The organism is Chrysanthemum yellows phytoplasma, from assembly GCF_000803325.1.
Classification (GTDB): domain Bacteria; phylum Bacillota_I; class Bacilli_A; order Acholeplasmatales; family Acholeplasmataceae; genus Phytoplasma; species Phytoplasma asteris.
On the sequence record NZ_JSWH01000247.1, the window covers coordinates 1 to 1,794 of the forward strand.

General features: G+C 23.5%; 3 protein-coding genes and 1 pseudogene. All 4 read left to right on the top strand.

Features of this window, described 5'->3' with window-relative positions; all coding sequences use genetic code 11:
* Positions 1–270 precede the first annotated feature (270 nt).
* Positions 271–633, top strand: coding sequence for a hypothetical protein (locus tag OL66_RS03515; protein ID WP_034172497.1), 363 nt, complete (start codon positions 271–273; stop codon positions 631–633).
* On the top strand, positions 623–1,042 hold the full coding sequence (locus tag OL66_RS03520) for a hypothetical protein (RefSeq protein WP_034172498.1): 420 nt from the start codon (positions 623–625) through the stop codon (positions 1,040–1,042). Before OL66_RS03515 ends, OL66_RS03520 begins: the two co-directional genes overlap by 11 nt.
* Positions 1,029–1,331: a hypothetical protein gene (locus tag OL66_RS03525; protein WP_011160436.1), complete on the top strand. Its 303-nt coding sequence runs from the start codon at positions 1,029–1,031 to the stop codon at positions 1,329–1,331. The genes OL66_RS03520 and OL66_RS03525 overlap by 14 nt, the downstream gene beginning before the upstream one ends.
* Before the next feature lie 179 nt (positions 1,332–1,510).
* A pseudogene (locus OL66_RS03530) lies at positions 1,511–1,702 on the top strand (sigma factor); the annotation flags it as partial.
* Positions 1,703–1,794: the final 92 nt, after the last annotated feature.

A 1,794-nucleotide genomic window follows, 5' to 3' on the forward strand; every position in this document is an offset into this window, starting at 1 on the left:
GAAAACACAAAACAATAATAAATTATTTATTATTTCTTTCTAAAAACTTTTTTTCATTTTTCAATTAATTTATTTTTTAATAACACTAATTACAATGACCCCTCTTTTGTTAGTGTTTGCAAAAAATTTATTATGTTTTAAAATATTATTGTTTTAAGAAAGGGTTACTTTTTGTGAAAAAAGCCAAAATTATAAACCAAAAAAATATCTTTCAAATATTTTTTAGGTACTTTTCTTTTAATTGTAGTAGTTACTTTTTTTGTAGTACCAATGGATCTAGTTTTAGGAGATCCATCATTTTTAACTAAATCTATTTGGCAAATATCAGTCCAGAAGGAAGTAAAAGATTCCGACGTTAAAAACTATATTTATGCTTTTCAAATATTTACCTTTATTTTAGGTATTTTATTTATGGGGCGTGATTTTTTTATTAAAGCTATCTTTGTAACTGTTTTATTTATTTTAGGTGTTAAGTTGTTTGATAACGTTTGTACCAAAGACCAATTAAAATGGATAGTTACTTTCATTAATAAACAACCTTACGCCTTGAAAGTGTTTTTAAAATACTTTTTTAGTTCCTTGTATTTTGAGTTTATGTCAAAGTATAGGAATTACTTTAATTATGAAAAATAATGCTACTATTGGTGGGAATAATGTTATTCAGCTTATTTTAAAAAATAAATTAAAAATTCCTTTTATCTCTACTTTATTGTTAACAGATGGATTGATTATTTTACTTTGTTTTATCTTGGAATTTTTTCAACCCGCAGTAATAAAACTTACACCAGAAAAAATTTATTTAAAATATCTTAATTCCATTATTACTTTTTTGATGATTATCTTTTTAATTTATAAATTGTCATCTAAAATGCCAATTCCACCAAGTAAGAACAACAAATCTAAGAAAACTAACAAACCTTATAAAGCTAAAATAAAAAAAGTAAAAACACGTAATTATAATAAGAATAAAAATGTTAGGTTTAATAATATAGAGTATCAAAATACAAACATTTTAATGAAACACACACATGTTAAATCCTAAAGATAGTTTTTTGAATAGATTAGCAAATGTTAGGTATACAGCCAATAAAAGCAATACATGTTTTTCTTTGTGTGCCTTTTTAACATTTGCCCTTATAAGCTCATATTTGTTTGTATATATTTGTAATTTTTATTTTAATCCTTGCATTTCTCATGACAGACCTTTCTTTTTGGGTTTTGTTTTTGCCCTAGCTATTGCATCTTTGATAGCAGTAGTTAGTTTTTCCTTTGTTGTTGGTGCCCTAAGCACTCATTTATTTTTATTAATTAAACATAAAGGTAGTTATTGACCAAAAGTCTATAATTTAAATTTATATTTACATTCCAAACTGAGGTGTTCCAAAAGTTTAGACACTTTTTTGTTTTTTAAAAATTCTTTAAGACTAACTATTAAGTTAGTCTTTTTTTGTTTCAAAGACTAAAAAATAATTTCATATCTTTTCTAAAAATGTTTTTAGAGAGGAATTGAATGTTAAGACAAAAATTATTTAAAGATTTTTTAAAAAATAAAAAGAATTTAGAAATTCGCAATCAATTAATCGAACTTCATTTACCTTTAGTAAAAAAACTAGCTTATCAATTTAAATATTATCCTCGAGTTTTAACTAAAGAGGATTTATGCCAAAAAGGGGTTTTAGGATTAATCAAATCCCTAAATAATTAACAAGAATTTAACCCAAAAAAGAAAATTAACTATAGAAACTATTAAAGAATTTAAACTAGGTTATGCCCCATTATCTGATAAACCTTTAT

Excerpts from the sequence above, each read along its gene's own strand:
- OL66_RS03515 (WP_034172497.1), top strand. The coding sequence starts at position 271 with ATGGATCTAGTTTTAGGAGATCCATCATTTTTAACTAAATCTATTTGG.
- OL66_RS03520 (WP_034172498.1), top strand. The coding sequence starts at position 623 with ATGAAAAATAATGCTACTATTGGTGGGAATAATGTTATTCAGCTTATT.
- OL66_RS03525 (WP_011160436.1), top strand. The coding sequence starts at position 1,029 with ATGTTAAATCCTAAAGATAGTTTTTTGAATAGATTAGCAAATGTTAGG.